Source organism: Saccharothrix sp. AJ9571 (assembly GCF_021725495.1).
Lineage (GTDB): Bacteria > Actinomycetota > Actinomycetes > Mycobacteriales > Pseudonocardiaceae > Amycolatopsis > Amycolatopsis magusensis.
The window spans coordinates 5,784,870-5,810,116 of record NZ_CP091382.1; the positions used below are offsets into that span (position 1 = coordinate 5,784,870).

The window sequence follows — 25,247 nt, forward strand, 5'->3', positions numbered from 1 at the left end:
CTGCGCAATCCCGAAGGAGCTTCGTCATGGCTGCATTGCGCCGCAAGACCACCGGGCCTGTCTCCTACAAAGCTACCGACGACATCGACCCGAACCGGCTCGTACCCGGTGTCCAGGCCCTCCGCTACACCGAGGCCGCACCTGGCGGCCAGCTCGACGTGATCGCACCCTGCTGCGGACGGATCGCCCGACTCCGCGGCGACTGGCTGCACACCGACCACCTCGTCCTGTGCACCACCTGCGCGCTGGCCTACGACGTACAGGTCCTCGACGAGAACGACGGAGGGTTCGGCGCTGTGTTCGTCGTCCGCGACGAACAGGCCGTGCTGGTGCGCCGTCGCGCCCGCACCGGCTGGCTCGCCCGCCAGCACCCCGGCGATGTGCACCGGCCTGCACCCGAGAAGCGGCCGGCGAAGCGCCACGGCACGAGCCGGTGAGCTCGCACCCGGGCAACCGATCTTCGACCAGTAACCCACCACTTCCCGTCCAAACCGAACGGAGCACGACGTGAGCAAGACCAACGCCCAGCGCGTCGCCGACTTCCTGGAGCAGTACACCTGGCGGTTGCCCGACAGCAACCTCATCCTCGGATACGGCGACCCGGACGACGGGGAGTGTTCCTGACCGCCACGGACCTCGACGCCATGGTGGACGAATTGCGTGCTTACCACCATGCGGTGAACGACGCTCTGGACGCCGCCGCACACCCGCCGGCGCTCCACTCCGGGGACGACGAAGAGACGCACCGGTACCTGACCGACGGGTGGACCACCTGTGAGAGCGCTGTGCGAACCGCTCTTGCTCGGCACCTCCCCGGCCTTTCCCGCCACAGGTAACGGGTCCGGGTGACGCCACGAAGTTTGGCTTCGGCAGTGCCCCACCGATTGAACTAAACGCGCTGGAGTTCCAACAGGCGCTAGCTGCGGAGCGGATCACGCTGCCGCCGTCGATCCACATAGGTCACATTCCGTCAGACAGCACCTAGCCAGCCCACGACGCGAGTGTTCGACTGACCGCTATCTCCTCACATTCAACTCCGCGCACGGATCCTCATGTGATGTCGCGACGACCAATCGCACGGAGACGGGAGAAAGATCATGAACGACGGCATCGCGCCCCCGATTCCGTTGTCGCTACAGCACCTTCCGGTCGTAGGCGGACTGGTCGTGCCTTGGATCACGCCCCGTAAGGCCGACGGTCGATACTTGTTCGGCTCGGTCGATCGCGATCGGGCGAGCCGCGCCGTGCTCAATCGATGGTGCGGTGTCTGCGGCCGCCCGCTCGAGGACCGGGCGGTGCTGATGATGCGCCTGTCGGACTTGTCGCGCCACTGCACGAACGAGCCAGCGCTGCATCCCTGGTGCACCGCGTACACGGTCCAGTCCTGCCCGATGGTCGGTGGTCGACTTGATCACTATCGCTCGTCCTTGCCGCAGCTCGACACGAACATGCTGCTGGCGCCCGACGCCGCGGCCCGACAGGGCGCTGCCGCCGAACCCTGGTTCGCTGTGTGGCTCGCTGACTACAACGTGATCATCGACCACGGCAACGTCGCCGCCTCCTACGTCGGTGCGCGACCGCTGCGTACCCGGCCCATCACCTGGCGCCTGCCGAACATCTTCTAGCCACCACGATGCGCAGAATGTGAGTACCGACATCATGCCCACACCCATCGACCCATTGGCCCAACATCCTTTACTGGAAGCGATGCTGCCCGTCGCGGTGCTGACCGCGCTCGATGAGGTCGCCGGACTCACCGCAGCCGAACGCCGGCGCCTGGCGTCCGAGGCTGCCACCATCATTGGCTCCCACGGCGACGACCTCATGTTCGGCGGCAAGCACACCGGCGACGCCTTCGCCACCCTGGCTCGCGCCCTGGCAGTGCTCGCGCACCAGCCAGGGGGTGTCAGCTTCGCCGGACTGCACTGGTGCGTCGGATCAGGCCACCACGGCACCCGGGACGCGGCCCCCTGTGCCGCCGAACGCGCTGCCGAACAAGTCAGTCCCGCCTCCGCGGCCGAAACAGGCTTCCCACCTCGCGACCAGGGGAGTACTGCGTGACTTCCATGGGCCCGCGGACCGGCTCCGACGCGCTCGCGCCAAACCCGGCCGCAACATACGACCTGATCATTGGCCACGGCGGTCGGATCGTCTTTCACGATCATTACGACAGCCCCGAGGTCAGGCTGCGCGTCTGTGTCGGGATTCTTACCTGTTCCGACATCGTGAACCGGGTAGTCGATAGCCCTCGTTCTGCCGAAATCCGCGACCTGTACCACGCCTGCGCAGACCAGTGGAGTACCGCGCCCAACGCTGTCGTCGATGCCCTCGCCGAACTCTGCCGCCAGTGGGGTGTCCAGATCTACATGAGCACCACCACGGAGAAGAGCGCAGCTCCGGCCACCCTCTTCTCCGTCATCACCACCTACGGCCCCGGCCAGGCCGTCGCCGAGCACTTCCCATCGAGGGAGACCCGGCAGAACAGCCTGATCGAGCGCGCCGGCCAGTTCTTCGCCACGCCCGGCTGCATCCCCGAACTCGTGCTCGCCGACGAGCGGCATCTGGCGGCCCTGCTGGCAGCGCTCCTCAAGTCAGCGACCGTCACCCTCACCGAGTCCGTGCTCGATGAAGCCGACGGCATCTACAAGCCCTCCGGCGTTCCGCCGCAGATCGCCTGATCACCGCACGGAGCGTCGTTCGCCAAAACTCGCACCCTCCTACGAAAGCGAGCACGCATGCCCGCCTCCACCATCGTCGCCTCCGGCGGCGAATTCCGCCTCTACGACAACTCCGTGCAGACCTACGATCGCCTGCCGGTGGCGACCTACACCATCGCGTTCTCCAAGATGACCGGCTACACCCTCCGCCAGGTCGATCCGCTCACCCCTGGGGATGAGACCATTTACGGCACCCACGACGAGCGCGTGAAGCGCATCGTCCGCGGCTACGAGGCCATGGACCGATCCCTGGGCGTGATCCTGTCCGGCGACAAGGGCATGGGCAAGTCCCTCATGATCCGGATGCTCGCCAAGCAGACCCGCAACCAGCTGTCGCTGCCCACCGTCCTCGTCCAGCACTCGACCCCGGGGCTGGCTTCCTTCCTCGACAAGCTCGGCGAGACTGTCGTTGTCTTCGACGAGTTCGAGAAAGTCTTCGCCAGCGGGGGCGAAGACGAATCGCAGAACCAGTTCCTCAGCCTCTTCGACGGGCTGAGCACGACCAAGCGTCTCTACGTCCTCTCAGTCAACGAACTGCGCCACGTCAACGACTACATGCTCAACCGGCCGGGTCGTTTCCACTACCACATGCGGTTCGGCTATCCAGGCCCCGAGTCAGTCGCCACCTACCTGCGCGTCCAGGTACCCGGGATCCCCGACTCTCAGGTCGACGAGGTCGTCGAGTTCTCCCAGAAGTACGACCTGAACTTCGACCACCTGCGAGCCCTTGCCTTCGAACTGCGGCTGGGGGAGTCGTTCGCCGTGATCGGGGAACTCAACATCAAACGCATGGAACGCTCCGGATCCTTCGCCGAAGCCCGAGTCATCTGGGGGAACGGCGACTCCGATGTCCTCATCGGCGCCGTCGACATGTTCGACCGTGACAGCCTGCAGTCGATCGACGACTATGACGCCGACATGTGCCTGCAATTCCGCCTGCGCGACGCAGAGCGTACCGAGGATGGCTACGTCCTCCCGGCAGGCGCCTTCGTCCTCGGCGACACTCGTGGCGGGGACGAAAAGCCCGAGAACGACGAACCACAGTCTGCCGTCTCGGTCGTCATCCGCCGCCATCGAAAGCCTTCGATTGACTTCTGAAGTGCCTGATGGAAAGGAACAAAGAATCGGAAGGTACATAGCGAGACATTCCGGCACCGCTGCTCCGGGCACGACGTCCCTGAGGGACGACGATCAGCTCGATAGGTGATCACGGAGATCGTGGGAGGCCGGGAAAGAAAGTGAAGCCCGATGAAAATCACGGATGGATCCACGCGGGCGGCCCAGACGTGGACGCGGCACACGACACCAGTGTGGGACGGCGCGACCTACGAGGTGTGGTCACATGACCCAACGGGAAATCGGGTTCTGATCGGGCACATCGCATACCGGAGTCCGCGTGCGAAGCACCCACCACAGTCCTGGTGGGGTAGCTGGCATGCCACTATCGCGACCGGTTCGCCTACCAGGCAGTGCAGGTGGTGGTCGGGATTCGACAAGACCGCTGAGGCCACGGCTTTCCTGCTGGGCGTGTACATGGCCCACGTTGACGCCAACCTGGCCGCCGGCGGTTCGGGTAGTCCATTGGCACAGGCGGAATCGGACGGTGACACGGTGCCCCTTCCTGCCTGGTGAGTGTTCTCATCCGCTCGTCCTCGTCCACGAACGACCGTGTACCTCGTTGCACGATGCATTGGTCGCGTTCCCCACCTTGTCGCTGTTCTCGACGTTTCGTCGTCACCGGGGCAAGAGAGGTACAGCTCGATACCCGCTTCCTGTCGTTAGGCCGCGCGCCGTCGTCCTCGGTGACGGCGTACGGGGACCGGGATCGGGCCGAGGGAGCATCGCGGACCCCGATAAGTATCCGGTAAACGCGAGAGGACAACGCCTGTGAAGATCCAGTACATCCCCGTGCCCGACGGCGCTGAATGGCAGGTGCTCCTCGAACGGGAGGTGACCACCCTGTGGTGCGTCACCGTCGACCACGCCGGCCTCGGCATCCCGCACAACGTCGACCCCCGGTCCGCGTTGACGAGCGCCCTCGAGGCGCGTGCGGTCGACCTGCTCGCCGAGGGCAAGGCCACGGTGATTGGCGAGGAGAGGCCACCCGTCGAGATCAGGAGCTGGGAGCAGTGCGGCTCCGCCCGCGCCCGCGAGGCGCTGGAGTTCCACACCGCGCGCGTCGCGGCGGACAACGCATAAGACGCGCTCGTCGGCCAAGTCCGAGGGCGGATTCGGCAACCCGTTGTGTCACCGCCTCATTCCTGACGCGACCCCGCCACGGTGGTTCGGCCGTGGTGGGGTCGCGTCCATGTCCACCCCCTAGACGGGAGACCACGATGCCCGCTCACCCCGCGCCGCTATTGCTGCCCGCTGATGCCACCGACGTAGCGGTGCGCGCCCTGATCGCCGAACGCTTCGGCCCCGGCTCCACGATCATCGGCGTTACTGCCCCCGGCGGACACCACCCCGGCATTCACCGCGGCGGGCTCGCCATCCCCGGTATGCCCCGCTGCGGGATGGTCAGCCACGGCGAACTCCAGCCAATCACCCAGGTGCTGGCCGCCATCGACAGCCCCGACGCCCACCAAGTCATCAGGCTGCTGCGCGCGGCCGGGATCGCGCCCTGCCGGATGTGCCGCCGGTGTTGGCGAACTGGGCAGCTGCCGCAGCACAGCCGAATCCGTTGTTTCAGCACTCGCACTGTCTGAACTCCACCCGACCAATCCACGAGGAACTCGTCCACGTCATGCCCCAGGTCGCCTCATCCGTGCGCGCACCCGCCAACACCCTTGGCTGACCCATGAACCGCCGCTGCCCATTGCCACCCGGAGGCCCCGTGTCCATTCCCGTCGACCCCTACACCGTCACCGCCACAAGCGGCGCCACTATCGGCCACATCTGGCCCGGACCGTGGGCACGCCCCTACACTCCAGCCGACGGCCGGGCCACCGCCTGGTTCGCCCGCTCCGTCCACGACCACGCCGATGACCCGTTCCTGCACGATTTCTCCAGCCGTGCCCAGGCCGAGCAGTTTCTGCGCGCACGCCATGTCATCGCCAACCGCGCTGACCATGAAACGCTCCTGCTGGCCCACCCTGAGCGCCGAGCCACCGGCCACCGCGAAGTCCGCGTCTATCTCGAAGGCGCCGAGGACCAGCTGCTCCCTGCGCTGTTCACCTACGACGGACCCCGGTTCCGGAGCGACGTCGCCGACATCGCCGTCGCCGTCATCAACCGCGGTTACCACGACGACCACGAGCAGGCACTCGCGTATCGCGACGGCACGACCATCACTGTGATCCACCCCAATGCCTACGCCGACCACCCCGACTACCAGCCCGACCAGTACTTGCCCGACAGCGATGGCCGCTACGTCCTGCTCCCTGACGCAGCCTGGCGCCCGGTCAACGGCGAGGACCCGAACCTGTCCGAGCCGAGGTGAGCGTCATTCCCAGTCCCAACCCGGTCCACCACCTGCTGCCGCGCTCGTGCGCGGTGCACCACCCGTGTAAGCGGGAACGCCCCGGGCACCTGGTTCCGGCTCTGCGGGCGGGATCCTCCCTGACTCCACCGAGCACTACGAGTTCGACTTGTCGATCAGCGGCTTCGTCATGCCAGTACGTCGACTCCGACACCACACCAAAAATTCAAGAGCCGAGAGGACCGCTTGTGTGCCAGACATAAAACAGCTCCTCGAGACCAACACTGCCTCGGGAGAGCGACGGACTATTCAAGTATTTCAGGACTTCTGCGAGCTGTCTGCCCTGACGATCCGGAACGCTGTCGATCGAGACGGATTCGACACGCGCGAAGCTCGGTATCTTACGATCGCCGCGACCTACACGCCCGAGGAGATGAATCGATTCGCCGCGGCGCTCGCACATCTCACGATGGCACTCAGCGACCTGCTCTCGGACGGCCTGGGACACCTGTACATGAGTCTCGATCTCGGCAATGAGCACCTTGGACAGTTTTTTACGCCCTATGATGTGAGCCTGCTTGCCGCGAGCATGACTTCGGACGACATGGTCAGCCGTCTGCAGACCCAGGAGTTCATCACCATTAGCGAGCCCACCAGCGGGTCTGGTGGCATGGTGATTGCCATAGCGGATCTACTCAGCAGATCAGGCGTGAACTACCAGAAGGCCATCCACGTCACCACGCAGGACATCGACATCACGGCCGTGCACATGACCTACGTCCAGCTGGCGCTGCTGCACATCCCCGCGCTGGTCGTGCACGGTGACGTTCTCACCCTCGAGGAGCGCGACGTGTGGCCCACCCCAGTCCATGTGCTGGACGGATGGGACATGCGGCTCCGGGAAGCCGCAGCTCCCGAGCTTATCCGCTGCGGCACGGCCTCCGGTGCTGAGGAAGGAGACGGCTGACCGCGGCTCGCCGGAGTGTCATTTCGGCGAGTGCTGTGCTCAAAGTTGGCGAACAACGATGGCGCTGGCGCCCGGACTTCCGCGATCGCACACGCCGTGACGGCCGCACGACTGGGCCGGGATCTCCGGCGAGGGGTTGTCCTAGACGCAAGGTGACTTTGTTCGTCCCCAGGAGTCGTTTTGGGAAGCGGAGATCCTGAGCCCCGTCGCAGTCGGGCAGGAAGAGCTAGGCCGATGCCCCTGCCCTTGGGTAACCGGTCTTGCTGCTCGGCCGCCACACCTCGGTGTGGCGACCGGGAACTGTGGGGCCATCGCGCGACGAGACACATCCCCGATGCGTCACATCCCCAACAGGCAGACGACTCGGGCGTCGGGCAACAGGACGTCCCGCACATCGGCAACGAAGAGAAAGCACGGAATACCCGCAATGACAAAGCCAACTAACCCCTACGCCGAGGCCTATGCCGGGTTCCTGCGCCAGACCGCCGAGCACGAGCTGGTCGTTCTACGGGACAACGGCGTCTACCGCCACCTGCGGCTCCGGAAGCCTGGCACCCGCATCTGGTCCTGGGACGTCGTCACCTGGCCTGGGCACCTGGTCACGTGCGGCGACATCGCCGACGGGTACATGTTCGCGAGGAAACATGACATGATCGAGTTCTTCCATCTCCCGAGTGGGCGCTGCGACACGTACTCTGACGGGGCGCCGCGCCTCGGCTTTCGTTACTGGGCTGAGAAACTCTGCGGCGACCGGTCGGCCGAGATCAAAGAGTACGCCCCCGACGTGTTCCTGCAACACGTCCACGACACCCTCCACGAGCACCAAACGCTGTCCGAAGAAGCCATCGCCGAGATCCGCCAGGACGACCCCGCCGAAGCCGACCGCGTCGTTCAGCGCCGAGAACTGCTCCTCGACAACGCGAAGCTTCATGCCGAAACCGAGCACGAAGCCCGCGAGTGGCTACAGCAGAGCGAACAACTCGACGTCTTCGGCGAGGACGCCGGGTGGGAATGGGACCTGAAGGATTACGACATCCACTTCCGGTACGCGTGCTATTGCATCGACCTGGCGGTGCGGCTCTACCACGAGACCGAGGTGCGAGCACAGGTCAGCACCGTCGTGAAGCTCGCGAGGAAGGTGATCCCACGAAAACTGAAGGCGGTCGACCTCGGCCGCAGGTGGAAGGAGAGGGTCGCGGTGAGGAAAGTCCGAAGTGCGGCGGCACGCGTGGGCATCAAGCTGCTACCCAGTCCTCGAAGGCCACCACCGAAATCGCAGGAATAGAACGCTCCCTCGACGGGAAGCTGGCTGCACGAGTGCCCGGCGAGTGAGCGGCGTCGGTGCTCGAGCTCATGCGCACCTCAGGCACCAAGCGTTCCGAGGACGTGGTGAAGCAGAGCTGTTCGACGCCCGTCGAGTGCTGAACCCGGCGTAGGGCTCCGATCCGAACGGTCCGGCGGTGCTGACTCCGCTGCGCTCTGTTCAGCTGGCGACGTTCTGCAACTTCGCCGCGCCGGGCGCCGAGCGCGACCCAACTTCGACCCGAACGCTGCTACTGAACGTCATCCACCAGTTAGTGACGGACGTTGTCTAACTGGTGGATGATCTAATGTCGGCTTCGGAGCGATCAGAGCTGTCTGATCGCTCCGAAGCCGGACCCATCGCGTCGGCACCCATATGTGTTCATCCTTCCCAAAAACAGATTGACGTGGCTCGTCTATGTGAGCGATGATGGGTGCACATCAGCGAACGAAGGAGCAGTCATGACGACCGTGCGGGAGCGAGGGACGCGACGCCAGTATCTGGCCATCGCGATCGCTGTCGTGTGCTCGTCGAAGGACGACCGCCAGAAGCCCGTCTCCTGGTTGGAAGAGCGCCTTCTGGGTGACGCGGGCTCCCCACCATGACGTAGATCTCGTCATGTCGAGGGAGCCGCCCATCGGGAAACCGATCCGGGCGGCTTTCTCTATCTAGTGCACCCCTGAACGATTGATTCCTATCGGCGAGCTAGTGGTAGCGCGGCGGTCTCCAAAACCGTTTGCCGGGGGTTCGACTCCCTCCGCCGGTGCTTCACTCCGCCCATTTCACCATGGGCACGGTGCAGTTCATTGACATCTACACAGCGGAGCAAGACATTTCCCAAAGCTCGTCCCCGTCGCCGCACCGGTGGCCAGGGCGAGCACCGGGTCCGGCCGCCGCGCGGCCGGACCCACCGGTGAAGATGGGGCTGTCGGAGCCCCACCCGGCCGTAAACCGGGCGTCCTCGTGACACAGGGGGTTCGACTCCCTCCTTCACCACTCCAGCCCCCGTAGCTCAGCGGACAGAGCAGCGGCCTCCTAAGTGACCATTTCAGAATGAGCTGGCGTGTCGGCTTTGCCTGTGGCGCTGGACGTTCCACGATCACGTCGTGCGTGAGGAAGTCCTGACCGACGAGCTATGGGCACGCCTGGAACCGTTGATCCCGGTGCACCCGAGGCGCTTGCGCTATCCGGGCCGCAAGCGTGCCGACGATCGGGCCGCACTGGAAGGCATCCTGTACGTGGTGCGCACCGGCATCGGCTGGAACCGGCTGCCGACCGCCCTGTTCGGAGCCTCGGGCGCCACCTGCTGGCGGCGGTTGACCGAGTGGCACGAGGCCAGAGTGTGGCAGCAATTGCACGAACAGTTGCTCGCCGAACTGCGCGCGGCCGGCCTGCTCGACCTGTCCGCGGCCTTGGTCGACTCCACCCACCTGCGCGCCCTCAAAGGGGGGTCCACACCGGGCCCAGCCCGGTTGACCGGCGCAAACTTGGCTCCAAGCACCATCTGATCACCGATGCCACCGGTATCCCGCTCGCCGTCACACTGACCGGCGGCCATCGCAACGACGTCACCCAGTTGATCCCACTGATCGACGCCGTCCCCCCGATCCGCGGCGTGGTCGGCAAGCCACGTCGCCGACCTCGCCGCCTCTATGCCGACCGCGGCTATGACCACGACAAGTACCGCCGCTTGGTTCGTGACCGCGGCATCACCCCGGTCATCGCCCGCCGCGGCGTCGAGCACGGTTCCGGCCTGGGCACAGTCCGATGGCCGGTCGAACGCACCTTCGCCTGGCTCAAAGGCTTCCGACGACTACGCGTCCGAACCGAACGACGAGCCGACGTCCACCAAGCCATCCTCAACCTGGCCTGCTCAATCATCTGCCTGCGCAAACTCATTCTGAACTGATCACTAAGCCGACGGGCGCAGGTTCGAGTCCTGCTGGGGGCACCGGCGCCGACGGCCGAGACGGCCGGGCGCATTCGTGCGGTCGTGGTGAACTCGGCGGACACGTCGGTCTTCCAAACCGAAGCAGAGGGTTCGATGCCCTCCGGCCGCTCGCACAGCGCGTTCGTCTATGGGAAGGACACCGGATTTTCACCCCGGGAGGCGCGGGTTCGAATCCCGTACGCGCTACTTCGCGGACCACCGTCATCGACTGAGGTGCCAGTGGTCCGCTTCGCCCCTGTAGCTCAAGTGGACAGAGCGCCGCGCTACGAACGCGGAGGTTTCCAGGTTCGAGTCCTGGTGGGGGCACGGGTCGGCGCGGATCGGCGCCGACGTCGCAATGCTCACGTGGCCCAGCGGCAAGGGCACCGCACTGTCCATGCGGCGATCGCGGGGTTCGAATCCCGTCGTGAGCGCTCAGATCGGCACGGCCGCATGGCGGTGCCGGTCGCACCGGATGCGAGGGGCACTGGCGACCCCACCTGATTTGGGATCAGGAGTCACCGCGTTCGACTCTCGGGCATCCGACCAAGGCCCTTCTCGAGCGGCACGCGCGACTCGACGTCCGGCCTTCCCAGGGCCCGCCGGTGCGGGCCCGAATGGCGCGTTGTTCCAGCGGAAAGGATCCCCGGTTCTCACCGGGGGACCCGGGTTCGACTCCCGGACGCGCTACGCAGGGTTCCCGATTCGCCCCAGATCCCGAGGCTGACCTTCCTCGGGGTGGAGAGCCTCGCCTTCGAGTGCGGTGCTCCAGTTCCGGCGACACGTTCCCGGCTCGGCTCTCTAGCTCAACCGGCAGAGCACCGGTATGAAGACCCGGTGGACAGGGTTCGAGTCCCTGGGGAGCCACCACGTACCACCACGACCACGGCGCAGCGCAAGCGCGCGGCACCATCTCGCGGCTCTAGCCCAACTGGCAGAGGCACCTGGTCGAGAACCAGCCCAGTCGGGGTTCGACTCCCCGGAGCCGCACGCGATACGAACTGCCGCACAAGCTCACCTGGCCGAGCGCCCGTATCGTAAACGGGAGGAACTGGGTTCGACTCCCAGGTGCGGCTCCACCGCCCCCTGCCCGGCCTACCCGGGTGCGGACGGCGCCCCTGTAGCCCAACGGAAGAGGCACCGCGCTCAGAACGCGGCGAGTCCAGATTCGAATCCTGGTGGGCGGCACGCACTTTCCCGGTTGGTGTAACTGGTAGCACGGCGGATTTTGGCTCCGTCGGTCCAGGTTCGAGTCCTGGACCGGGAGCCCTGCAGCCCAATGCCCGTTGGTCCAGCTGGCATGGACACCGCGTTCTGGTCGTGGAGACCGAGGTTCGACTCCTCGACGGGCAGCAGAGCCCCTGTGGCGGAACTGGCAGACGCACGCGGCTCAAACCCGCGAGCCCGCGCGACGGGCGTGCAGGTTCGACTCCTGTCGGGGGTACACACTCTGGAGGGCTGGCCGAGCCCGGCAAGGCACCGGGTTGCTAACCCGAGGTCCGGGGCCAAGGCCCCGGCGCGCGTTCGAATCGCGCGCCCTCCGCGCACCGACAACGAGGTGGAGCATGGCGGTCTGTGCAGCGCTCTGATGAAGCGACGGATCAGGTTCGACTCCTGGCACCTCGACCGCGCACGGCACCGGAAAATCGTGGCCGTGCAAGGAGGATTGGCCGAGCCCGGAAAGGCAGCCGTCTCGAAAACGGTGGTCGGCGTGACGAGCGCCGCGCAGGTTCAAATCCTGCATCCTCCGCCGCATCGCCGGTGAATCGGCGGTGCCCTGGGTCGCTAGCTCAACTGGATAGAGCTGCCGACTCTTACTCGGCAGGTTCGGGGTTCGAGTCCCCGGCGACCTACTCCACCCGGCGTGGCACGAGCGCCGCGCCGCGGGCCGTTAGCTCAAGCGTGCAGAGCAGCCGGCTTTTACCCGGCGGGTTCAGGGTTAGAATCCCTGGCGGCCCACCCGCGCCCCTGTGGTCCAGCGGATACGACTCCGGCGTCCGAAGCCGGGAACGCAGGTTCGACTCCTGCTGGGGGCACCACCACGTTCATTCCCTCGAGGCGCAACAGGCTGTGCACCCGACTATTAATTGGGAGGCACCAGGTTCGAGTCCTGGCGGGGGAGCTGCATCGCACCCAGCGTCCCCTTGTGGAGCCAGGGACGACGCGTGATTCGGGGGACGCGCCGGAGCGCAGACGATCCTTGCACGATCGTCGTGGTGGGTTCGACACCCACGTCTTCCACCAGCACCAAGGCTCACCGCGCCGTTCCGCGCGGGGGCGACGTCCTGTAGCTCAGCGGAAGAGCAGCCCGTTCACACCGGGCCGGTCCCAGGTTCGACTCCTGGTGGGACGACTGTGGCCGACGCCGAAGGAGACGAGGCCCCGGGTTGTGACCCCGGGCGAAGCCGGTTCGAGTCCGGTCGGCCACCCCACTTCCGCCACGGGGCAATCCCGCAGCGGCACCGCGCGCGGTTCGGCAGCCAGCGGGGCCTCATAAGCCCTGCCGACGTGGATCGACACCACGGCGCGCGACCCCGGCCTGGCGTTCGCGCCAGTGCCTGTTCGGCCCACTTCACGACGGTCGTGACGCGGCCTGCAAAGCCGTGGTGATCACCGGGTTCGACTCCCGGGTGGGTCTCCACCGATGTCCCAGCCCCGCTGTGCAGATCCCAGCGCGGGCACGCGCATCCGCCCGAGGCGGGCGGCACAGCCCCCGGGCCCCGCCACCGCGCGAGACCTGAACAGACGACGACGATAAGGACGTGTGATGCACCTGAGGAAGATCATCATCACCAAGACGCTGCGCGTCCCGCGCAGCCCCGCTGCCGCTGGCGAGGGCGCCACTGTGGCCCGGCAGATGGACGCGGCCCTGGCCGGAGCCGGGCTCAAGGCCACCGGTGATCTGCTGGAGCACGTCTCCGGGCTGGAGCCGGGCGCGGCGATGGACTTGGCCGTCGACGTCGTGGCCGCGGTGCGCGAGCTGGTCGGCGACCACGTCGCCCACAACGCCTACTTCCGCGACTTCCCGCGCGGAGTGCCCGACACTGTCGAGTTCTGGGTGCGCTGCCTGCGCGACGCCTCGTGCCGCAGGCCCGCAGCGGCGCTTCGGCGCCAACCGACGCCGAGCTGCTCGCAGTACTCGACCAGCGCCTGGTGGGGCTGCTGGAGCTGCCCCGCTACGGCCGCTACCAGCACACCTACGCCGAACTGCTCGCCGCTCATGACGAGCTGATTCCCTCGGTCAAGGACCGCGTCACGCTCGTGCGACTCGGCGGCACCCTCGACGAGGAGACCACGGCGCTGTACCGGGAGCTGGCCGAGTCGACCACCCCGCTGGGCGAGGCCGACCTGCAGCTGCTCGCCGACCTCGCTGGAACCTGCGGCGAGGCCGAGCTGGGCGAGGTGCCGGCGCGGGAGAACCGCGCCGTGCTCAACGCGGCCCGGCTGGTTACCGGCCAGCCGCTGCTGGCAGTGGACACCGTGCTCGATGTGCTGCGCGCCGCGTGCCAGGCCAGCGGTGGTGACGTCACCCTGGGCGAACCGACGAAGTTCCGCAGCTTCGCCCGCCGCGAACGCCGCGTGCTGATGGCGGCGCTGGATCGGGTCGTGGGTGGCGGGGAGGGCAAGCTCGGTGACGTCGCCCGCTTCGCCAACCGGTTCAAGCGACTCGGCGAAGGGCTGCACCCGCACGAACAACCGCGATTTCCGCACGCGGCCGAAGTATTCGCCGTCGCCCGCGGCGAACGGACCGTCCGGTCTCTCTCGGCACGAGCGGAGCTGGCGTTCGCGCGCGACGACGTCGCCGGTGCGGCCAAGATCCTCACCGATGCGCCGGGCATGCTGATGCGGTCGCTGGACAGGTTGCTGCGCCAGGCCGACGCGTCTGCGCGGGACGCGGTGTTCGCCGCGATGACGCAGGTGCTCGGGAAGGTGTCCGGGCGCGTGCTGTGCTCGGTGCGCGAGCACCTGGCCAACCGCGCCGAGCCGGACGCCGCACGGGTGTTCACCACCCGCTCCCGCCGGGCCTGGGTCACCGACGACACCCGGCCGCCGCTGCCGGGCGAGGTCATCACGCAGGCCTGCGCGATGATCGACGCCGAGCTGACCACCCGGCTGCCCCGGCCCGAACGCCTGGTGGTCGACCCGGCAGTCCTGTCGGTGGCGCTGCCGCTGTCGGGCAAGGCCGCCGAGGCAGGATTCGCCGTGCTGCCCCGCGGTTCGCGCAGCGAAGTTGAGGGCGAGGTGCTGCGGTTCTTCGCCTACTGGCGCGAGGCCGGCCGGCGGACCGACTTCGACCTGTCGGCGCTGCTGCTCGACGACGAGTTCGGTTACGCCGGGCACGTGTCGTGGACGAACTATCACAACGGCGGCGCGGTGTACTCGGGCGACCTGACCCAGGCACCGGCGCCCGATGGCGCGACCGAGTTCATCGACTTCCCGCTGAACTCGGCCGACGCCACTTCCGCCGCCTACGTCGTGCCGCAGGTCAACGTCTACTCCGGCGAGGGGTTTGACGAGGTCGCCGAGTCGATGTTCGGGTGGATGACCTGCGGTCACGACCAGGCGGGGGCACCGTTCGAGGCCCGCACCGTGCGGACCCGCTCGGACATGCGCGGCACCGGTCGCGTGGCCCTGCCGGTCGTGTTCGCCCGCGGCGCGGACGGCAGTTGGACCGCGACGTGGCTGCATCTGTACCTGTCCGGGACGCCGAACTTCAACCGGCTCGAGACCAACCGGGCCAGCACCGCCGTGCTCGCCCGCGGGCTACTTCAACGCGACTACCTCACAGTCGGCTACCTCGTCGAGCTGATGCGCGCCACGGGCACCGAGATCACCACCTGGGAGTCCGGCACCAAGCTGGACGCCCCGGTGACGTTCCTCGGCATGCACGCGCCGGAGGCCCTGCCGGACGGGTCCGAGGTGATCACGCTGGACCGGCTAAACCAGTTGATCCCGGCCTGACCAGGCCGATACCCTGGTAGATGCGAGGCAATGAGGGGACTTCCTTCTACTCCCACCTTGGAATGGTTCCTAGTGCCCTCCCTCTCCTCGCGCCTGACCAACACGGTGGCCTAACGGTTTGCCTGACAGGCCACCATGGCTCCTTCTTGTCAGGGTCGCCTCAGGCTCAATAACCGGTCTGTGCAAGCGCGTAGCGTTGGGCGCCGCAATCGCGCGGTCGCACGGTGGTGCCGATTCCTGGACATCGTCAACCCGCAGGTAACCTCGGGAACTTCTAAGCAGGCGGCCGGCCTGCACGAACCTTCCCGGTGATCCGCATCGTGGATCACCGGGATCCCCTGCCTTCACCGAAGCCGGCAATCATCAACAGCCTTGTCGATAAGAGACCTATTAATTCATGGGTGAGGCAAAGACAAGCAAACGTTGCACGAATAGACTGAGGCTATGAGCCACGATAGCGACACTCCCGATACCGGCTTGCCGAAGTTTCCCGTCAATGTCGTCCCAAGTCGTCAGATCCGGAACGAGGACTTGGCCTCCCTGCTGGCACTCTATCGCCGTGGCGAGACTGAACCACTGATCTTCGGCGATGCGAACAAGCCCGAAGCGGCAATCATCCCGTTCTCTGCGTTCATGCGCTTGATGAAGCACGGCCACGCTGACCATGTCCGTGAGGAGAGCGCTTTCCAGAGTGAACTCTCCCGTCGGATTCAGGATGCCGATGCGCGCAGCGCCGTCGGCGAACCCGACGATGAAGTAACCGTCGAGGAACTCGCCGAAGAGCTTGGCCCGATCGGGCGGCGGTGGGCCGAGGACCAACGTGACGCTCGATCGGACCGGCAGGACAACGATGGGTAGGCAGCCCTTACGTCTGGTGGTCACGCCCGGCCTCAAAGGAGACCTCCGCGCACTGCAACAGGCCGCGGCGCATAACCCACGCGGCCCTCAAGGTCGGCTTTTGCGTGTCACGCTGAACGAACTGGAGCTGATCGCGCAGGGGGAGCGCGGTACGCACCGGCTCGAATACATGCCCACTTATCCAGATCTTTCTGACTGTCAGACCACCTACGTCGGGGCCGACCCGGGTCGCAAGCCGTCACATCGACTCGTGTGGCGTGAACGAATGCCTGAAGGTCCTGGACAGCTAATCACCCGCGAGGTCATCGCACTGGGTGAACGCAACGCAGGGCAGGTCTACTACGTGGCCGGCCAGCGACTGGGTCGCCCCGTTGGCTTCACGCTTGCCGAACTGCGCTCGCAGCGTGAGCCGATCGCGAATCCGTTGCGATTGCGGCAGCAGTCCGTCGAGGCGTCGGAGCATTCCGCTCAGAACCCAGGCCTCGAGCTCGGCTGATCCGTATTTGGTGGTTCCGTTGAGGATTCTTGAACTCTCGTAGAATGCCCAGTCGGCGATTCGGCAGGAAGGGATCAGCGGCTTCCTCGATGTCTGCCTGGGCTGTCTGCATCAAAAATGCAAGGTTGGGGACGGCGCGTTCGCCGCCTTGCGGATCGACATCAGCGTCGTACTCGCCGGCAGTCGAAAGACGTAGGACATACAGACGCAGAGAAACCCCGGTGACGCATTTGCGTCACCGGGGTTTCTCTTTTATCCTGCTTGTTCCTCGTCATCTACAGGCCGACTCCACCTTCCATTGTCCGGTGTCGTCGAAACAGTCACGGGTTGTTGATCGCCTCGCACGTCCGCGGTCGGACCAGGTCCCTGCCCTCGGTGCTCTCGAGCCGACGATTGAGGTTGCGCGAGGCCGAGAACTTCAGCACCGAGTAGTCGTTCACGGCCTTCCCGCCGAAGCGCACCTTGTGGCCCTTGTGGGCCTGGAGGTAAAAGCGACCGAAGCCTGTGAGTACCACTTTCTCGCCATCGCTGATCGCGCTGGTGAGCTCACCGAAGAGTGCCTCGTACACGTCGTTGACGACCCTGATCGGCAGCTTGCTGCGCGTCGCGACCCGCGAGATGAATTCCCGCTTGCTGATGCGCGGATGTTCGGTCGATCCCATTTTCCACCTCGGCCTAACGTCGTTCAGGTGTGTATAGCGCTTGAGTGCAGTCGATGCAAGACCTAGCCTGGAGAACTGAGGCTAATCAGTCTGTCAGTAGAGCGCTGACTACAGTTCGAAGTCGGGCTCGATCTCCTGCCGATGATCCCTGGTCTCGTAGTCGACCGTTTCAATGATCGAACGAGTCTTCGGATCCTGGCGCATATTCACGACTTTGTCGTGGGCTTCATCGAACTGCCGCTGCGCCGCAACACGGTGCGCCGCTTCCAGCGATGCCTGGATGTGTTTATCCCCGAACTCCAGCATCGAGTCCACTGCCGACGTCACGCCCAACTTGATCACATTCACGTTCGGCTTGTTCTGCGCTCGCTGTTGCTCCCATCGGCTACGGTCTTCGGGCGTGACATAGCCGAACATGCGTGCGAAGTTCGATCCGTACCCGGCCTGTTGCTCCCCGACCTCCTGCTGGCTGCTCATCATCTTCCTCTCGTCTGCGTGCCGCCCTGGTCTGATCGTTTATGTCGGCTGGTAGTCGTCGGAGTCGGTCTGCCTGGCCGACCACCCCCAATCGAAATCGGCACTCTGCTGGGTCGACTGCTCCGGGCCCGCGTAGTAGACGTTGGGCCTCATACGCTGCGCGTGGACGAATCGGACCGGGTCGTCGACGGCGGCCTGCAGCGTGGTCTGCCAGTCGTTGCCGAAGCTCAGGCGCAGCGAGTCCTCGACACCAGGATGCGTCGCGCCGACATCTTCCATCGCATCGGTGAAGGCGTTGGAGTAGACCTCCTGCTGCCTGTCCGGCGGCAGGCCGTCGATGTCCATACTTGCGAGCATGGACTTCGACTGATCCAGCCGCTGCCTGAGGATCTCGGGCAGTCCGCGGGTATCCAGGCCCGCCTTCCTCACGGCGTAACCGACGAGGTAGCCCATGACGCTGCCCGCGTACGCCCTCTCGTCGTCCCGGGTTAGTCCATCGAGCATCGAGTTCGCCATCGTCTCGGCCAGCTGCGCCTGATGGGTATCAGCATCCATGGGCCGCCGCAGCGTAAACATGCCGTCGTCGGGAATCCGGCGGCCGAACTGATCATCGAACTGCCCACTCCAGACCTCGCGTACCCGGTCGGTGCCGGCCATCTGTTCCGCGTGTGGCGGGGACTTGACGATCCGGCCGTGGGCCATGCCGTTGAACATCAACCGCATCTCGGGCTCATGTTCCATCCGCTGGCCGATGATCATCCTTGCCCGGGTGACGACCTCTATACGGTCCAGGCCATCGTCGGCCATCTGGTCACGCAAGCGCTTGCGCATCGCCCGGTAACTGGCGTAGATCTCGTTGCTGTCGTTCTCCGGCGAGCGCATCCTCCAGAAGGCGTTCTCCATGAGCGCGACCTCGGTCATGGCGGCCGACTCCGGGGTGAACATTTCGCGATGGCCGCGGTCCCGGCGCTCCATGGCCTCCATCCGGCGTCGCCACTTCCTGGACAGGAACGCGTTGCGGTCGGTCTTGTTGCTCTCCTGGCGCGCCATGAACGTCTCGTCGCCGGCGAGCTCGGGCCTGCGCCTGAGTTTCGCCGCGGTGCGCACGTCGATCAGCTCGTTGTACATGGCGACCTGGAACTCCGCCAACGACCGCACCGAGTGGGTCCGGGCATCGACGCGCTCCCGGATCTTGTCCCGCAGTGGCTGCAGGTAGGTGCCCACCTCCTGCTTGAACTCAGGCGACAGCATCCGCATCGCGAGCATCATGCCGGTGGCCTGGATGATCGAGCTGGGATTCACCCCGCGGGTGAGCGGCTTGAGGCAGCCCTGCATCATCATCTTCATGTAGACGTGATGCATCGCGTTGAATTCCTCCTCGCGCTCCTCGTCGTTGAAACCGGGTACCAGCAGCTTGGAGTCCCGCAGCGACTCCATATACTTTTCGCCGGCCAGCCTGATGTCTGCCCGCAGCGTGAGCAGGTGCTCCCGCGGGTTCAGGCCGTCGCCGTCGGCGGGCCGCTCGTGCCTGGCCCTGCGCCGGCGGTTCCGATCGGCCATCGGCTCGGTGAGGTTCGTGGCAAAAAACTCGCGCGCCCGATCTCGCAGGCGCTCCCGCTCGGCGCCAGGGGAGGCCTGCGGTCCGGTCTCATCGACGATCTCGGCATCGAGAATGTCCTGCTCACTCCCAGGCCGCCATCGGGCGTAGGGGCTCTGCTGAGCGCCCTCGGTGCGGGGCTGGTCGTTGCCCGGGTCGTTGCGAGGACCGCCGGCACCCGGGAGCGGTAAGGCTCTGGTCGCCCGCCGACGTCGGCCGGCCCCGGTGCCGTGTTCGTTGTTCTGTGCCATCTCAGAACCCGAACCCGTGGTCGTCGGCGTGCTGCTCCTCGACGTCGAGGCCCGTTGTGTAGACCCGTTGTCGACCACCCACGCCGACCGCGTGCGGTGAGCGCCGGTTCCCGCCGCGTGCACGAGCCGTGTCCTCGGCGGCGGCGATCACGTCGCGCTTGACGACGGTGGCGTCCACCGCGATGTCCGCCTTCAGCCCGCCCAGGCCGTGCTGATCATCGAGGGCGTCGAGCGCCCTGGCCGTCTCCGCCCGGGCCTTGCGGGTGCCGACCGGGGCGAACTGCTCGTTCTTCTCGCCGTCGTACACGCTCTCGCGATTCCTGGCCGCCTGCACGAGCACGTCGACGGTGCCGCCGTAGGCCATCCGGTCCATCACGGTGCCCTCCAGCGCCGGGTCCTCCTCGAGATTGCGGATGAGACCCGTGGTCGGGTCCTCCAGCGCCCTGGCCACGCGAGCGACGTAGTCCGGGTTGACCTTGACGCCGAAACCCTCTTTGGACTCGTAGAACTCCATGAACTGCGCCTCCCACTCCTCGGCTGTGGCCTGGACCGCCTCGCCGTCGACGAACTCGGGCTGCCACTGGTTCGGGCCGGTGTGCTCGAGCTTGCGACCGCGCCACAGGTCCCGACCGGGGCCCTGGAGCATGGCGTACTTGTGCCGGGCCTCGGCCGCGTCGTGCTTGGCCTGCAGGATCGACTGAGTGACCGGGTAGGTCACCTCGAGCACCGCCTTGAGGTCCTCACCGCGCAGGGCGCGGACCGCGCGCTGGCTGAACGAGCCGCCCAGGCCGGTGCCGTGGGCCTTGATCGCCGTGGCGAACATCGAGGCCTCCTGGTCTTCGTGCGTGATGCCGGGCATGCCCCGCTCGTCGCCCAGGTTGCGGGCGTAGTCCTCCAGCTTCTTCTCGCTGCCCTTGGCGCCGGTCTCGACACACACCTGGCGAACACTGCGCAGATGCGCGTCGCGGGAGGAGAACACCAGCGCCGCCCCGAACTCGCCACGCTGAGCCTGGCGGTACAGCCCGCTCAGCTCCTCGGTCACGACCTGCTGGGCGAGCTGTGTGGCCTCGGAGGACTCGGCACCGGTCAGCGCGCGCCGCCTGATCCGGTTCGCCTCGCTGCGCGAACTCTCCAGATCCTCGGCCAACTCCCCGTTCTTCGAGAGCGCAACCTGGGTGTCCAGCGACACCTGCATGGCCAGCGGATGTGACCCGTCGGGGCCGGCCACACCGGTGTCGAGCAGGTTCGCCGGTACCGAGAGCTTGTCCAGGGCTTCGGCCTTGGCCGCCTCGCTGTGCAGTTTCACCACGGCGACCGCGTCGCCGTCGAAATCACCGTCGAAGCACTGATCCATCACCGGGTTGATCGCGGCGCCGGTGAGCCGGTCATCGATCGCGACCCGCAGGTACCGCACGCCCGCGTCCCGCAGGACCGGGTCACGCCACACCAGCGCGTGGTCGCCCTCGGCCAATCCCAGCTGCGCGGCTTTGACCGAACTCAGGGCGATCTGGTCGACGTCGAGCCGCGGGTCCGCAGTCCACACCATGGTCGCCGAGTCCGAGAGCCGCGAGGACATCAGCCCGGCTTTGAAGATGTTGTTCTTGCCGGTGAGTACCCGGTTCTGAACATCGGTCGTGATCGCCTCGAAGGCCCGCTGAGCGCGCGTGACCGACTCGCTCATGCTCTGGCGCACCTCGGCGCGCTTTTCCGAGGACAGGCCCTGGCCTTCCAATTGCTCAGCCATGTAGCGATAGCGGCAGGCTTCGACGAAGACATCCTGGTAGCTGCGCGTGTAGTCGTGAGTGATCGAGTTCCCGTCGTCGAACTCCTGGCCGCTGCGCAGGTGCGCGGAGAGCACCGGCAGCGTCCACGACGTCGCGCTAACCATGTCGGTCTGCTCGCCGGTCGGATACGTGAGCGCGAACGGGATCTCCATGTCGCCGCCCCGGTCGCCGATGATGCTGCCGAAGGCCTTCCGCATCGCCGTGGTGTTGAGCGCTGGACGCTGACCGTGCTTGCGCGGCTGCGTGCGCTGCAGTTCGGGCATGGCGATGAGCCGGCGCGCGGGCCGCTCGTCGACGCCCTCGGCCTGGCCCACGATCCGCAGCGTGCCGTCGGCCTCCATGTCCAGGCCCGTCACCAGCAAGTATTCCCGCAGGTTCGACTCGGCGGCGCTGTTGTGCCCGTAGAACTCGCGCATGATCGCCGAACAGCCCTGCGACTGCAGGGCCCAGGCCAGCTGTGAGGAAGCCTTGCGGCCCTTACCCGCGCGCACCTGGTCGTCGTCGTAGACCTTCGTCTTGTCGTCGACTGCCATGTGCGTGACGACGAACCGCATCTCGCCGAGACAGCCGCGCTGGTGCTCGCCGTCGGGAGTGAACAAGCCCGCCACCCGGCCGTTCATGAGCTCGCGGGCCGAGCCCGCGTTGCGCCGGGAGATGAGCGAGAACGGGCTCATGACGACGTCGAGGTCCGCGTTCGCGCCGAACCAGGCAACCTCGCGCTCGATGCCCTGCGCGCGGGCGTCCCACGGTTTCATGAACCGGTCGACGACCAGCGAGATCACTCCCTTGTTCCCGTGCAGGTCGGACAGCTTGTCGCCGACGACGAGGTCACGGAGCTGCCCGCCGGCCCCGCGGATCTGGTGTTCCTCGGCGAATTCACGGCTGATCACGATCGGATCGTCCGCCGTCCAACCGCCGAAGGTCATCAGCGCTGTGCCCGCGGGCTCGGTCACCTCCGAGGACTGCATGATGGTCGACGCCGTCATCTGCTGACGGTCAAAGGGGTCGTAGCGCAGCGTCACCAGTTCCGGCCGGTTCATGAGTGGGGCCCGCGAGCCGGTCGCGGTGTCCGGGTTGCCGGGAACGATCGTGCCGTCGGCGTTCACCACGGCGTCCTCGGTCAAGTACCGGACGATGCCCTGGTTGGTCGCACCCCCCGTCATCACCGGGTCGAAGTAGCCGCCGGGGGCCTCCACCCGGTTCTGGCCTGTCCCGGTGAGCACCGCCATGTTCCGCCCGCCGGTGAGCCGCCAGGCGTCGAAGTGGTTGTCGTCGGCCGGGTCGATGCGATCACGCTCGGCCCGGTACTCGGCGTAGATCGTCGAGCCTTGCTTGATCTCGTTGGAATACCGCACCCGCCTGGCCTCGGTCCGCAGGATCGAGGCCGTCCACCCGTCCAGCTCCGCGCGGGTCTCCCCGGTGTCCTCGTCGCGCTCGTAGGCCGTCGCCCGCTCGATGAAGTCAGCCGGGTGCTTGGTGCCGTAAAGCTGTGCGTATATAGCGTTGAGCGAGGCTGGCTCACCGGTCTGGCTGCGCCCGGACACGAGGTCGCCGGCGAGCTGATACTGGATTCGTTCGTGCAGGAGCTGCTCGTAGCCGCGCAGGATCGTGCGTTCCTCGACCGAGGTCGGGGGTTCGCCCGGTGTCGGAGCGGCGATCCGGGCCTCGAAGCCCGGGACGATGAGCATGTTTTCCCCGCTGGCGAACCGGGTCACGATCTCACCGTGCGCACCGAGGTCGAAAACCTGGCCGATCTCGCCGGAGACCGGGGTCGCCTGCCCGTCACGCCGCAGCTTCTCGGCACTCCAGCGGATGATCCCCTGCGCGTCGACGAGGATCTCGCGCGGCGTCGCGGCGTTGCGTGCCAGGCTCTCGCGCACTGTCTGGCCGATGCGGCGCAGGAAAGGCGAGTCGTGCTCGGCGATCGGCATCGCGGTGCCGGCGTCGAAGATCACGATCCGGTCCTTGAACCGGGTCGCCTGGAAACCCGAGCCCATCAGCTCGTCAGGGGAGACCCCGCAGCGACGCAGCGCGGAGGCCAGATTGTCCAGATTCGACCACTGACCGGTCGGGCTCGTCATGTACTTCGCGACCCGGACCGGGTCGAAGCGCTGGTCGACCCACTGACCGTCGAGATCGTGCGGCTCAGCCTCCCAGGTCCCGACGAGCTCGAACGGCACGTCCTCGGCGTGCGCGCGGACTTTGTCGGCTGCGGTGCCGCCGTAGACGAGGTTGCCCACGCCGGAGACCTCGTCCGCCTGCAACTCGCCGATCTCCTCCAGGCGCTCCTGGTACATCTCCTCGGTCGCTCCCGGGCGCAGCAGATCGCTGCGCGCCCCGCTGAGCACGTCCCAGTAGGTGCGCTGGATTGCTGCAATCTCCGCGTCGGAGGCGTACTCCGGCGGCTCGACTTCATCCAGCGCACCACCGGTGCGTTCCAGCTCAGCCGCGGCGTAGGCGATGAGCGTCTCGGCGCCGAGCGCCGAGCGCAGGTTCTCCCGTGCGCTCTCCACGGCCTGGCGGGCATAAGCCTCGGCAGGCTCGGCGTCGACGAAGAAGGCCGGCAGCGAGCGGTTCTTCGCGTCGCGCCGCAGCATCAATTTCGATCCGGGCCGGGCGCTCGGCTCCCCGGGAACGACGTAGTCGCCGACGGCGAACATCGACTCCCGGTCGAGGTGGTAGCTATCGGGCACGTCGAGGATCGTGCGGCCGCGGCCGTGTTCGGCGTGCGTCGTGCCGATCTCGCCGGCCGCGGTGTCGGGAAGGTCGTCGCGCTCGACGCGCTGACCCTGTGCGAAACGCAACAGCCTCACCGCCTCCGCCGGGGTGGGGGAGGGCACCGCCATGCCACCGGGCACCCGGTGGTTGGTGGAGTAACGCAACACCGTGCCGTTGTCGTAGATCCGGGCTCCGGCGTACTCCTCCTGGCGCGTGTCGATGAGGCGGATCTCCGTTCCGGTCCCGGCGATCTTTGCCTTGATCTGCCCGGGTTCGCGGTCGCGCAGCACCGCGTAGGACACGCCCTGTGCCTTCAGCTCCTCGAGCACGGCGGCGCACCGGGCCACCGCGCGCTGAGACATGAAGCGGTTGCGGTCCACACGGCCGGTCTGCGGATCGCGCCCGCCGTCGAAGACCCACTCCCGGATCTGGGTGTACTCCGGCTGGCTCATCTTGTCCATGAGCGCGGTGAGTCCCGCGGCGTCGTCGTTCGTCATCGCCCGGCCGGCCTCGTACGGTGTGCCCTCGTCGCCGACCCGCCAGAGCACCATGTTCCCCCGCCGCGGGTCGGCCAGCGTCTCGACTTCCCCGCCCGCCACGCGCGCGATCGTCTCGTCGGGGATGTAGAGCAGGTCGGTTCCCGCGCGCTTGACGGTGGCGCGCTCGGACCAGGCCGGGTCGTACGGGCTGATCGGCAGCTGGGCTGACGCCGGGGCGGCGGGTGCGCCGACGCCGGTGACAGCGGTGAACTCCCGCTGCAGTTGCCGGTAGCGCTCGTCGCGGGGTGTGCGATCGCGGAATTGCGGCTCGTAGCCGGGCACTCGCTCGGCAAAGGCCCGGTCGATGGCGGTCAGACAGTCCGTGACACCCAGCTGCGGGTCGATCACCGCGCTGCCGATCTCCTGGAGGATTTTGTCGACGTGGGCGCGGATCGCCTTGGCTTGCGAGATCGGAATGACCTGTCCGGTCTGATCCCGCGCCTGCCCGACTGCCTTGTAGAAGACGTACTCGTAGAAGTACCTGCGCAGACCGTGGGCCTTCTTCATGCTCATCAGCTTCCTATGGACGCTCGGATTCATAAGCTATGAATAGAGCATATCCCGC

20 protein-coding genes and 25 tRNA genes are annotated in these 25,247 nt (G+C 66.6%); 40 read left to right on the forward strand and 5 right to left on the reverse strand.

Going from position 1 to position 25,247, the window contains the following annotated elements:
• Positions 1-26: 26 nt before the first annotated feature.
• From L3Q67_RS26790 to L3Q67_RS26815, 6 genes are all read left to right on the forward strand, one after another.
• Positions 27-437 (forward strand): hypothetical protein, encoded by a 411-nt coding sequence (locus L3Q67_RS26790; protein ID WP_499184233.1) that lies wholly within the window; start codon positions 27-29, stop codon positions 435-437.
• A gap of 660 nt (positions 438-1,097) precedes the next feature.
• Complete coding sequence (locus L3Q67_RS26795) at positions 1,098-1,625, forward strand: hypothetical protein (RefSeq protein ID WP_499184234.1); 528 nt, start codon at positions 1,098-1,100, stop codon at positions 1,623-1,625.
• Positions 1,626-1,644: 19 nt separating this feature from the next.
• The gene (locus tag L3Q67_RS26800) at positions 1,645-2,061 is read left to right on the forward strand and encodes a hypothetical protein (RefSeq protein WP_499184235.1); all 417 of its coding nucleotides are present in this window, start codon (positions 1,645-1,647) and stop codon (positions 2,059-2,061) included.
• Positions 2,058-2,678, forward strand: coding sequence for a hypothetical protein (locus L3Q67_RS26805; protein WP_499184236.1), 621 nt, complete (start codon positions 2,058-2,060; stop codon positions 2,676-2,678). Before L3Q67_RS26800 ends, L3Q67_RS26805 begins: the two co-directional genes overlap by 4 nt.
• Positions 2,679-2,735: 57 nt before the next feature.
• Positions 2,736-3,815, forward strand: coding sequence for a P-loop NTPase family protein (locus L3Q67_RS26810; RefSeq protein ID WP_499184237.1), 1,080 nt, complete (start codon positions 2,736-2,738; stop codon positions 3,813-3,815).
• Between the two features lie 789 nt (positions 3,816-4,604).
• Complete coding sequence (locus L3Q67_RS26815; protein ID WP_499184238.1) at positions 4,605-4,916, forward strand: hypothetical protein; 312 nt, start codon at positions 4,605-4,607, stop codon at positions 4,914-4,916.
• A 158-nt stretch (positions 4,917-5,074) separates the two neighbouring features.
• Here L3Q67_RS26815 and L3Q67_RS26820 read toward each other — a convergent pair whose 3' ends face one another.
• Positions 5,075-5,389 carry a hypothetical protein gene (locus L3Q67_RS26820; RefSeq protein WP_499184239.1) on the reverse strand — a complete coding sequence of 105 codons (315 nt, stop codon included), beginning with the start codon at positions 5,387-5,389 and terminating at the stop codon, positions 5,075-5,077.
• A 164-nt stretch (positions 5,390-5,553) separates the two neighbouring features.
• On the opposite strand from L3Q67_RS26820, the gene L3Q67_RS26825 reads away from it, so the two are divergent.
• The 34 genes from L3Q67_RS26825 to L3Q67_RS26990 all read left to right on the forward strand — a co-directional run bounded on the left by L3Q67_RS26825 (position 5,554) and on the right by L3Q67_RS26990 (position 16,654).
• A complete protein-coding gene (locus L3Q67_RS26825; protein ID WP_499184240.1) occupies positions 5,554-6,159 on the forward strand; it encodes a hypothetical protein in 606 nt (201 codons plus the stop codon).
• 229 nt (positions 6,160-6,388) lie between these two features.
• Entirely contained in the window at positions 6,389-7,105 is a 717-nt protein-coding gene (locus L3Q67_RS26830; protein ID WP_499184241.1) for a DNA methyltransferase family protein, read from the forward strand.
• A 427-nt stretch (positions 7,106-7,532) separates the two neighbouring features.
• The gene (locus tag L3Q67_RS26835; protein WP_499184242.1) at positions 7,533-8,390 is read left to right on the forward strand and encodes a hypothetical protein; all 858 of its coding nucleotides are present in this window, start codon (positions 7,533-7,535) and stop codon (positions 8,388-8,390) included.
• A 479-nt stretch (positions 8,391-8,869) separates the two neighbouring features.
• Positions 8,870-9,013 carry a hypothetical protein gene (locus L3Q67_RS26840; protein ID WP_499184243.1) on the forward strand — a complete coding sequence of 48 codons (144 nt, stop codon included), beginning with the start codon at positions 8,870-8,872 and terminating at the stop codon, positions 9,011-9,013.
• A 91-nt stretch (positions 9,014-9,104) separates the two neighbouring features.
• Positions 9,105-9,174, forward strand: a tRNA-Trp gene (locus tag L3Q67_RS26845).
• A gap of 146 nt (positions 9,175-9,320) precedes the next feature.
• A tRNA-Tyr gene (locus L3Q67_RS26850) sits at positions 9,321-9,404 on the forward strand.
• A 110-nt stretch (positions 9,405-9,514) separates the two neighbouring features.
• Positions 9,515-10,317, forward strand: a protein-coding gene (locus L3Q67_RS26855) for an IS5 family transposase (RefSeq protein ID WP_499184244.1) whose coding sequence is annotated in 2 segments (ribosomal slippage) — positions 9,515-9,860 and positions 9,860-10,317 — 804 coding nt in all. Because the reading frame shifts where the segments join, the coding sequence is not laid out codon by codon here.
• Positions 10,318-10,395: 78 nt separating this feature from the next.
• A tRNA-Gly gene (locus L3Q67_RS26860) sits at positions 10,396-10,468 on the forward strand.
• Positions 10,469-10,473: 5 nt separating this feature from the next.
• Positions 10,474-10,545: transfer RNA gene (locus tag L3Q67_RS26865), tRNA-Glu, on the forward strand.
• A 45-nt stretch (positions 10,546-10,590) separates the two neighbouring features.
• A tRNA-Arg gene (locus L3Q67_RS26870) sits at positions 10,591-10,665 on the forward strand.
• Between the two features lie 33 nt (positions 10,666-10,698).
• A tRNA-Asp gene (locus L3Q67_RS26875) sits at positions 10,699-10,772 on the forward strand.
• A gap of 38 nt (positions 10,773-10,810) precedes the next feature.
• A tRNA-Pro gene (locus L3Q67_RS26880) sits at positions 10,811-10,887 on the forward strand.
• Positions 10,888-10,957: 70 nt separating this feature from the next.
• Positions 10,958-11,028: transfer RNA gene (locus L3Q67_RS26885), tRNA-OTHER, on the forward strand.
• A 105-nt stretch (positions 11,029-11,133) separates the two neighbouring features.
• Positions 11,134-11,208, forward strand: a tRNA-Phe gene (locus L3Q67_RS26890).
• Positions 11,209-11,254: 46 nt separating this feature from the next.
• Positions 11,255-11,328 (forward strand) — tRNA-Leu (locus L3Q67_RS26895).
• Between the two features lie 13 nt (positions 11,329-11,341).
• Positions 11,342-11,417: transfer RNA gene (locus tag L3Q67_RS26900), tRNA-Thr, on the forward strand.
• A 33-nt stretch (positions 11,418-11,450) separates the two neighbouring features.
• A tRNA-Leu gene (locus tag L3Q67_RS26905) sits at positions 11,451-11,526 on the forward strand.
• A gap of 7 nt (positions 11,527-11,533) precedes the next feature.
• Positions 11,534-11,605 (forward strand) — tRNA-Gln (locus tag L3Q67_RS26910).
• 13 nt (positions 11,606-11,618) lie between these two features.
• Positions 11,619-11,691, forward strand: a tRNA-Gln gene (locus L3Q67_RS26915).
• 4 nt (positions 11,692-11,695) lie between these two features.
• Positions 11,696-11,782: transfer RNA gene (locus L3Q67_RS26920), tRNA-Leu, on the forward strand.
• A gap of 8 nt (positions 11,783-11,790) precedes the next feature.
• Positions 11,791-11,881, forward strand: a tRNA-Ser gene (locus tag L3Q67_RS26925).
• Positions 11,882-11,892: 11 nt separating this feature from the next.
• Positions 11,893-11,964 (forward strand) — tRNA-Ile (locus L3Q67_RS26930).
• Between the two features lie 34 nt (positions 11,965-11,998).
• Positions 11,999-12,088 (forward strand) — tRNA-Ser (locus L3Q67_RS26935).
• 29 nt (positions 12,089-12,117) lie between these two features.
• Positions 12,118-12,191 (forward strand) — tRNA-Lys (locus L3Q67_RS26940).
• Positions 12,192-12,223: 32 nt separating this feature from the next.
• Positions 12,224-12,297 (forward strand) — tRNA-Lys (locus L3Q67_RS26945).
• Positions 12,298-12,302: 5 nt separating this feature from the next.
• Positions 12,303-12,377, forward strand: a tRNA-Arg gene (locus L3Q67_RS26950).
• Between the two features lie 10 nt (positions 12,378-12,387).
• Positions 12,388-12,460: transfer RNA gene (locus L3Q67_RS26955), tRNA-Asn, on the forward strand.
• Between the two features lie 159 nt (positions 12,461-12,619).
• Positions 12,620-12,691, forward strand: a tRNA-Val gene (locus tag L3Q67_RS26960).
• 2 nt (positions 12,692-12,693) lie between these two features.
• Positions 12,694-12,770 (forward strand) — tRNA-His (locus tag L3Q67_RS26965).
• 132 nt (positions 12,771-12,902) lie between these two features.
• Positions 12,903-12,979, forward strand: a tRNA-Cys gene (locus tag L3Q67_RS26970).
• Between the two features lie 126 nt (positions 12,980-13,105).
• Positions 13,106-13,570: a hypothetical protein gene (locus tag L3Q67_RS26975; RefSeq protein ID WP_499184245.1), complete on the forward strand. Its 465-nt coding sequence runs from the start codon at positions 13,106-13,108 to the stop codon at positions 13,568-13,570.
• The gene (locus L3Q67_RS26980) at positions 13,492-15,300 is read left to right on the forward strand and encodes a TerD family protein (RefSeq protein WP_499184246.1); all 1,809 of its coding nucleotides are present in this window, start codon (positions 13,492-13,494) and stop codon (positions 15,298-15,300) included. Before L3Q67_RS26975 ends, L3Q67_RS26980 begins: the two co-directional genes overlap by 79 nt.
• A gap of 444 nt (positions 15,301-15,744) precedes the next feature.
• Entirely contained in the window at positions 15,745-16,158 is a 414-nt protein-coding gene (locus L3Q67_RS26985; RefSeq protein WP_499184247.1) for a hypothetical protein, read from the forward strand.
• Between the two features lie 100 nt (positions 16,159-16,258).
• Positions 16,259-16,654, forward strand: a complete 396-nt coding sequence (locus L3Q67_RS26990; RefSeq protein ID WP_499184248.1) for a hypothetical protein — start codon at positions 16,259-16,261, stop codon at positions 16,652-16,654.
• A gap of 320 nt (positions 16,655-16,974) precedes the next feature.
• Here the strand turns inward: L3Q67_RS26990 and L3Q67_RS26995 are convergent, their stop codons facing one another.
• The 4 genes from L3Q67_RS26995 to L3Q67_RS27010 form a co-directional block, all read right to left on the reverse strand.
• Positions 16,975-17,316 carry an HU family DNA-binding protein gene (locus L3Q67_RS26995; RefSeq protein WP_499184249.1) on the reverse strand — a complete coding sequence of 114 codons (342 nt, stop codon included), beginning with the start codon at positions 17,314-17,316 and terminating at the stop codon, positions 16,975-16,977.
• Positions 17,317-17,424: 108 nt separating this feature from the next.
• On the reverse strand, positions 17,425-17,793 hold the full coding sequence (locus L3Q67_RS27000) for a hypothetical protein (RefSeq protein WP_499184250.1): 369 nt from the start codon (positions 17,791-17,793) through the stop codon (positions 17,425-17,427).
• Between the two features lie 39 nt (positions 17,794-17,832).
• The gene (locus L3Q67_RS27005; RefSeq protein WP_499184251.1) at positions 17,833-19,641 is read right to left on the reverse strand and encodes a hypothetical protein; all 1,809 of its coding nucleotides are present in this window, start codon (positions 19,639-19,641) and stop codon (positions 17,833-17,835) included.
• A 1-nt stretch (position 19,642) separates the two neighbouring features.
• On the reverse strand, positions 19,643-25,189 hold the full coding sequence (locus tag L3Q67_RS27010) for a hypothetical protein (RefSeq protein ID WP_499184252.1): 5,547 nt from the start codon (positions 25,187-25,189) through the stop codon (positions 19,643-19,645).
• Positions 25,190-25,247: the final 58 nt, after the last annotated feature.

Bases quoted from the DNA above. Each gene is read 5' to 3' on its own strand.
- L3Q67_RS26790 (WP_499184233.1), top strand. From the start codon at position 27: ATGGCTGCATTGCGCCGCAAGACCACCGGGCCTGTCTCCTACAAAGCT.
- L3Q67_RS26795 (WP_499184234.1), top strand. From the start codon at position 1,098: ATGAACGACGGCATCGCGCCCCCGATTCCGTTGTCGCTACAGCACCTT.
- L3Q67_RS26810 (WP_499184237.1), top strand. From the start codon at position 2,736: ATGCCCGCCTCCACCATCGTCGCCTCCGGCGGCGAATTCCGCCTCTAC.
- L3Q67_RS26835 (WP_499184242.1), top strand. From the start codon at position 7,533: ATGACAAAGCCAACTAACCCCTACGCCGAGGCCTATGCCGGGTTCCTG.
- L3Q67_RS26840 (WP_499184243.1), top strand. From the start codon at position 8,870: ATGACGACCGTGCGGGAGCGAGGGACGCGACGCCAGTATCTGGCCATC.
- L3Q67_RS26975 (WP_499184245.1), top strand. From the start codon at position 13,106: ATGCACCTGAGGAAGATCATCATCACCAAGACGCTGCGCGTCCCGCGC.
- L3Q67_RS26985 (WP_499184247.1), top strand. From the start codon at position 15,745: ATGAGCCACGATAGCGACACTCCCGATACCGGCTTGCCGAAGTTTCCC.
- L3Q67_RS26995 (WP_499184249.1), bottom strand. From the start codon at position 17,316: ATGGGATCGACCGAACATCCGCGCATCAGCAAGCGGGAATTCATCTCG.
- L3Q67_RS27000 (WP_499184250.1), bottom strand. From the start codon at position 17,793: ATGAGCAGCCAGCAGGAGGTCGGGGAGCAACAGGCCGGGTACGGATCG.
- L3Q67_RS27005 (WP_499184251.1), bottom strand. From the start codon at position 19,641: ATGGCACAGAACAACGAACACGGCACCGGGGCCGGCCGACGTCGGCGG.
- L3Q67_RS27010 (WP_499184252.1), bottom strand. From the start codon at position 25,189: ATGAAGAAGGCCCACGGTCTGCGCAGGTACTTCTACGAGTACGTCTTC.